At 67.2% G+C, this 5,809-nt stretch carries 7 protein-coding genes and 1 pseudogene; 1 reads left to right on the top strand and 7 read right to left on the bottom strand.

Annotated features, from left to right (window positions below; translation table 11 throughout):
- Positions 1–199: pseudogene (locus tag AC2VOP_RS21510) on the bottom strand (SPFH domain-containing protein); the annotation flags it as partial.
- 14 nt (positions 200–213) lie between these two features.
- The gene (locus AC2VOP_RS21505; protein WP_486962848.1) at positions 214–648 is read right to left on the bottom strand and encodes an NfeD family protein; all 435 of its coding nucleotides are present in this window, start codon (positions 646–648) and stop codon (positions 214–216) included.
- Positions 649–718: 70 nt separating this feature from the next.
- Here AC2VOP_RS21505 and AC2VOP_RS21500 point away from each other — a divergent pair, with 70 nt between their 5' ends.
- A complete protein-coding gene (locus tag AC2VOP_RS21500; protein ID WP_486962847.1) occupies positions 719–1,567 on the top strand; it encodes a hypothetical protein in 849 nt (282 codons plus the stop codon).
- Between the two features lie 37 nt (positions 1,568–1,604).
- On the opposite strand, the gene AC2VOP_RS21495 is transcribed toward AC2VOP_RS21500, so the two are convergent.
- From AC2VOP_RS21495 to AC2VOP_RS21475, 5 genes are all read right to left on the bottom strand, one after another.
- Complete coding sequence (locus AC2VOP_RS21495; RefSeq protein ID WP_486962846.1) at positions 1,605–2,645, bottom strand: ferrochelatase; 1,041 nt, start codon at positions 2,643–2,645, stop codon at positions 1,605–1,607.
- Positions 2,646–3,455, bottom strand: a complete 810-nt coding sequence (gene inhA / locus AC2VOP_RS21490; protein WP_486962845.1) for an NADH-dependent enoyl-ACP reductase InhA — start codon at positions 3,453–3,455, stop codon at positions 2,646–2,648.
- A gap of 69 nt (positions 3,456–3,524) precedes the next feature.
- Positions 3,525–4,268 (bottom strand): 3-oxoacyl-ACP reductase FabG1, encoded by a 744-nt coding sequence (gene fabG1 / locus AC2VOP_RS21485; protein WP_486962849.1) that lies wholly within the window; start codon positions 4,266–4,268, stop codon positions 3,525–3,527.
- Positions 4,269–4,390: 122 nt separating this feature from the next.
- Positions 4,391–5,398, bottom strand: a complete 1,008-nt coding sequence (locus AC2VOP_RS21480) for a VWA domain-containing protein (protein WP_486962844.1) — start codon at positions 5,396–5,398, stop codon at positions 4,391–4,393.
- A gap of 4 nt (positions 5,399–5,402) precedes the next feature.
- On the bottom strand, positions 5,403–5,809 hold a 407-nt coding region (locus AC2VOP_RS21475), incomplete at its 5' end, for a DUF58 domain-containing protein (protein ID WP_486962843.1).

Here is a 5,809-nt window from a genome sequence, read left to right as displayed (position 1 = left end):
GGTCGATCCGGGCGCGGATTCGGTCGATGAACGGCACCAACAGCGTCAACTGGCCGCTGACTGTGCGGCTGTAGCGGCCCAGCCGTTCGATCACCGCTGCCTCGGCTTGGGGGATCAACGCGACCGACTTGGCCAGCACGATGATCGCGAACAGCACCAGGACCGCCAGCAAGACCAAACTGGTGACGGCACCCTCCATCACGGCTCCTTTCGCTAGATATTCTTCCAGACCACCGCGGTAGCGCCGTCGATATGCATGACGGTGACCAGATCGCCCGGCTCGTAGACGTCGCCGTCGTCCAGGGGCCTGGCCGTCCACACGTCACCGTCGACCTTCACTCTGCCCTCGTGTCGGGCGACTCGATCGAGTACCAGCGCACTTCTGCCCTGCAGTGCGCGGACTCCCGTCTCGATGCCCCTTGCGGAGGACAGCCGCCGCCGCAGGGCGGGACGGACCACCACCAGCAGCAGCACCGAAACCGCCAGAAAAACCACCCCGTCGCACCAGATAGGCCAGTCCACCAGAGCGCTGGTCGCGGCCGCCGACAGCGCGCCGCCGCCAAGCATCAGCAGAAACATGTCGCCGGTGAGTGCCTCCGCGCCGGCCAGCCCCAACGCGAAGATCAACCAGCTCAAGGCAGCGGGCATCCTGCCAGGATATCGCCAGATCAGTTGCTAACCATGTCGGTCGAAGGCGAGCAATTACACTGCCAGCATTGTGTGGTGTCCCAGCGCAACGCTTTCGGTGTGGACCAACGCCTGGCTCGCGGGCCAGGCGGCACCGGACGACGTCCTGGACGCGCTCTCGGTGTGGGCATCAAGACAATCGATAGTCGCCCACGATGCCGTCGCTGCCGGTAGCACCGGCCTGCCGTGGCCGAACGCAAACGACCCGGGCGGTGTGTCGTTGTTGCAGATCCTGCGCTCTGCTGCCGCGTCTCGCGCACCCGGGTCCATCCACCAGGTATCGCCGGTGCCCGGCGATGTGCGCGGGCTGCCGGCCGGCACCTCCTTCGAACGGGACGCGCTCGTCGCCGGCGAGGCGGTGATCGTCGCGGAGTCCGATAACGGATCGGCGGTGGCCCGCAGGGTCGGGCTGGTACCCGATCTCACGGACGACAACCCGGACACCGGCGATGTGGGCGTGCTGTCCTGGACGGTGTATGCGCTGCCCGGCGCGCCGATCGTCGAACACTGCGATCTGGGCGACGCGGAGTATGCGCTGCGCTCGGCGGTGCGCTCGGCCGTTGACGCGCTGAGCGCCATCGGATTGGGCCGGCTTGGCCGAGGCGCGTCCGACCCGCGGCTGCTGGTCAGCCAGCTGGTGGAATCATCACGCCAGCACCGGATTCCGGACCACGCGCCGCCGCGGGCGGTGCGGGTGCTAGACAACGCCGCCCATGTCGATGCGATCATCTCGGTCGCCTCCGGGCTGACAGCGACTGGGGTGCAGTCCTCGTCGGAGGCGCGGTGCGCCGCCGACGCGATGCGTCCGTTGGCCGCAGTGGTGCGCTCGGCGCGGACGGCCGCGGTGGACGCGATCCTGCGCTCCGCTTGGCAGGCGTGACGTCGGCGACGTCGGACACGGTTTTGCCAGCTCCGCTTTAAGACACGGGCGGCGTCGCTGCCGGCTTGACGACGGCAACGCAGTGCGGCGGCACACAAGGCGGGCCATTGACGCTGGGCCGGCAGCCGGGCACCGGATCGGTAGCGGTGACACGTTCCGGCTCACGGCCGTAGCGCAGTTCGTCGACCAGCCCTGCGGCCAGCCGGGCGAATCGGCGATCCGCGTTAGGTGTGGCAGCCCGGGCGAAGGCCATACCCGCCGCCTCGGCCTGAGATCGAAGTTCATAGTCGAGATCCCAACACACCTCGATGTGCTCCGCGACAAAACCGATCGGGCACACGATCACGGCGCGTGCCCCGTAAGCAGCCAGCCCCGCGAGGTGGTCGCCAACATCGGGCTCCAGCCACGGAGTCTGCGGCAAGCCGGACCGCGACTGCCAGACCTGGTCGTATTGCGGGTATCCGGCCGTGGCGGCGATCAGCCTTGCGGCATAGCCGACTTGGCGGCTGTACAGCCGGCAGTACCGCTCGTCGGCAACAACCGGTACCGAGTGTGCGGTGAACACCAACCGGGCTTCATCACGCAGCCCGGCCGGTAGGGTTTCGGCGGCAGCGGCGATCGCCTCGGCGAACATCTCCACTAACAGCGGATGGTCGAAATACTGTCGCAGCTTGACCAATTCCGGGGCGTGCTCCCCGACCGCATCCCTCGCCCGGGCAATGTCCTCGGCGTACTGGGTGCAGCCGGAATACCCGCCCCATGCCGAGGTAGGGAACACCGCAGCCCGTCGAATGCCGTTGTCGGCCATGATCGCAACGGTGTCTTCGACGTAGGGTTTCCAGTTGCGGTTGCCGAAGTAGACGGGCAGATCCAGCTCCGCGCGCAACTGGTCGACCAACGCACGGTTGATCGCATTAATCGGCGACACCCCGCCAAAATGCCGGTAGTGCTCCGCGACAGCGTCGAGGCGGCCCGGCGGCACACCGCGGCCGCGGGTTACGTTCTCCAGGAACGGCCGCACCTGCTCGGGTCCCTCCGGCCCGCCGAAGGACAGCAGCAGCACGGCATCAAATTCCATTTAGAGCAGCTGGGTGTGGGCGCCGCCGTCGGCGTAGACGACCGTGCCGGTGGTGGCCGGCAGCCAGTCAGAGAGCAACGCGCACACCGTCTTCGCCACCGGCGTAGCGTCTTTCATGTTCCAACCGACCGGCGCCCGCTGGTCCCAGCCCTCTTCGAGCAGGCGAATCTGGTCACTGGCCGAGTCACCGAGCGCACCACCGACGATCGCGCTCATCGCCAACGTTCGGATCGGCCCTGCCGCAACCAAGTTCGACCGGACCCCGTATGGTCCGGCCTCGCGCGCGACGAACCGGTTCACCGACTCCAGTGCGCTCTTTGCCACCGTCATCCAGTTGTAGGCCGGCATCGCACGGGTGGGGTCGAAATCCATTCCCACGATGCTGCCGCCGCGGTTCATAATCGGAAGCAGCGCCTTGGCCAGCGATGCATACGAAAACGCAGAGATGTGAATGCCTTTCGCAACGTCATCGAAGGGCGCGTCGAAGAACGGGTTGATTCCCATCCCGCTGGGTGGCATGAAGCCGATCGAGTGCACGACACCGTCGAGTTTGTTGCCCGTCCCGATCACCTCGGTGACCCGGTCGGCCAGGGTGTCCAGGTGCTTGTCGTCTTGCACGTCGAGCTCGAGCAACGGTGGCTTCTGCGGCAACCGGTCGAGAATGCGGTCGATCAGCCGCAGCCGCTGATAGCCGGTGCACACCAGCTGCGCACCCGCCTCCTGGGCCACCCGGGCGATGTGGAACGCGATAGACGAGTCGGTGATGATCCCGGTGACCAGGATGCGCTTGCCGTCCAGAAAAGCTGTCATGCTAGTCCTTGCTAGTCCTTGCTAGTCCTTGCTAACCCTTGCTAACCCTTGCTAACCCTTGCTAACCGTTTAGTGGCCCATGCCCATGCCGCCGTCGACGGGAATCACGGCACCGGAGATGTAACTGGCGTCTTCGGACGCCAGGAAGCTGACCACCCCAGCGACTTCGTCGGCGGTGCCGATCCGCTTTGCCGGGATGAAGTCCAGCGCCCCGGCCTGAATCCGCTCATCCAGCGCCCGGGTCATGTCGGTGTCGATGTAGCCCGGAGCCACCACGTTGGCGGTGACAGACGCCTTGGAAAGCTCCCGGGCGATCGAGCGGGCCATACCGATCAGGCCGGCCTTGGACGCCGCGTAGTTCGCCTGGTTGCCGATCCCCCAGGAACCCGAGACCGAACCGATGAAGATCATCCGGCCGAACCGCTTCTTGACCATGTTGCGCGCTGCACGCTGGGCCACCCGGAATGCGCCGGTCAAGTTGGCGTCAATGACCTTTTCGAACTTCTCCTCGGTCATCCGCATGAGGAATGCGTCCGCGGCGACACCGGCGTTTGCGACCAGCACCTCGACGGAGCCCTGATGCTCCTCGACCGCGGTGAACGCGGCGTCGACGGTCGCGGAGTCGGTGACGTCACACACCACCCCGAACAGCCCGTCCGGCACCTCGGACCCGCGATGGGTCACCGCCACCTTGTGCCCGTCGGCGGCGAGCCGACGGGCTACCGCCAGCCCGATCCCCCGGTTTCCACCGGTGACCAGCACCGACCGCGAAACGAACGGCGGCCGTGCGTGGTTTCCCGCGGCTACCTGGATGTCCGTCACCCCGCCAACCTATCGCCTCACCGACCCGACGCCGAAATCGGCTCGACGGCGAGCAGACGCTAAAGCCCCCAAATACTCCCTGGTGTCGGGGGCTTTAGCGTCTGCTCGCCGGGTCAGGCCGGCAGGCGCCGATTGAGCAGCAGCGCCGCCAGTGCCGCCAGCATCAGCACCAGCGAGCCCAATCGCAGCCAGCCGACGCTGGCGTCGCCCTTGATCGTTTCGTAGCCGATCTGATCCTGCAGGGTCGAGTAGACCTCCTTGAGCTGGCCGAGGCTGGACGCAGTGTAGGCGTTGCCGCCGGACAGGTCGGCGATCTTCTTCAGCGAGGCGTCGTCAACGGGGACCGGTTGACGCTGATCGTTGATCTCGACATATCCGTACGGTGTGCCGAACGAGATCGTCGACACCGGAACCCCCTGGTCCTTGGCGGTGCGCGCCGCGGTGTACGCACCCTTGGGGTTGTCCGGGTTGGACGGCACAGTCTCCTTGCCGTCGGACAGCAACACGATGCGCGCTGGCGGCGGGGTGTCGCCGCCGCCGATCACCGCCCCCACCGTGGCGATGGCCTGCAGCGCGGTGAAGATGCCCTCCCCGGTCGCGGTGCGGTCGGCCAACTGCAACTTGTCGATCGCTGCCTTGGTGGCTTCGCGGTTGGTGGTCGGTGACGTCAGCACGGTCGCGGTGCCGGCGTAGGCGATCAGGCCCAGGTTGATCCCCGGTGTCAGCTCGTCGGCGAACTGTTTGCCCGCCTCCTGCGCGGCGGCCAGCCGGCTGGGTTGGACGTCGGTGGCGCGCATCGACTGGGATACGTCGATCACCAGCATGACCACCGCGCGGTTACGCGGGATTCGGATGTCGTGCGTCGGGCCGGCCATCGCGACCGTGAACAGCAGCAGCGAGCACAGCAGCAGCACCGCCGAGAGGTGGCGCCACCGGGTCGGTGCTCTGGGCGCCACGCTTTGCAGCAGTTCCATGTTGGCGAACCGCAGAATCCGCCGCTGCCGGGCTACCTGCATGATGATGTACAGCGCGGCCAGCCCAGCGACGACGAGCAGGAACAGGAAGAACCACGGGTGGGCGAAGCCGGTCAGCGTCATCGGCCCGAGGAGCGGAAGGGTCATGGCGCTAGATCCCCGCCAGTGCCCCGCGACGGCGCCACTCGACGAATCGGACGATGTCGGAGATCCAGTCGGAGTCGGTGCGCAGCGACAGCAGCGGCGTTCCGCAGCTGCGCAGCGTGTGCGCCACGTCGTCGCGGTGGGCGGCCGCGGCCCGGGCGAAGTCGTCGCGCAGTTTCGCGTCGATGGTGAACTCGCGGGTGACCCCGGATTCGGTGTCCTGCAAGATGACGTCGCCGACGTCGGGCAGCTCGACGTCACGCGGGTCCAGCACCTCGATGCCCAGCACCTCGTGGCGGGCTGCGATCGCGCGCAGAGGGCGCATCCAGTTGATCGGGCCGAGGAAGTCGCTGATGATCACCGCCATGCCGCGGCGACGTTGCGGCCGGCGCAGCGCGTCGATGGCCGCGGCGA

This window comes from Mycobacterium sp. TH-M106 (assembly GCF_057473765.1).
The sequence above is the reverse complement of the archived record's forward strand: the minus strand, read 5'-3'. Positions and strand labels throughout refer to the sequence as shown.

Coding starts and splice junctions, on each gene's coding strand:
- AC2VOP_RS21495 (WP_486962846.1), bottom strand. CDS start 2,645: ATGGAATTTGATGCCGTGCTGCTGCTGTCCTTCGGCGGGCCGGAGGGA.
- AC2VOP_RS21505 (WP_486962848.1), bottom strand. CDS start 648: ATGCCCGCTGCCTTGAGCTGGTTGATCTTCGCGTTGGGGCTGGCCGGC.
- inhA (WP_486962845.1), bottom strand. CDS start 3,455: ATGACAGCTTTTCTGGACGGCAAGCGCATCCTGGTCACCGGGATCATC.
- AC2VOP_RS21480 (WP_486962844.1), bottom strand. CDS start 5,398: ATGACCCTTCCGCTCCTCGGGCCGATGACGCTGACCGGCTTCGCCCAC.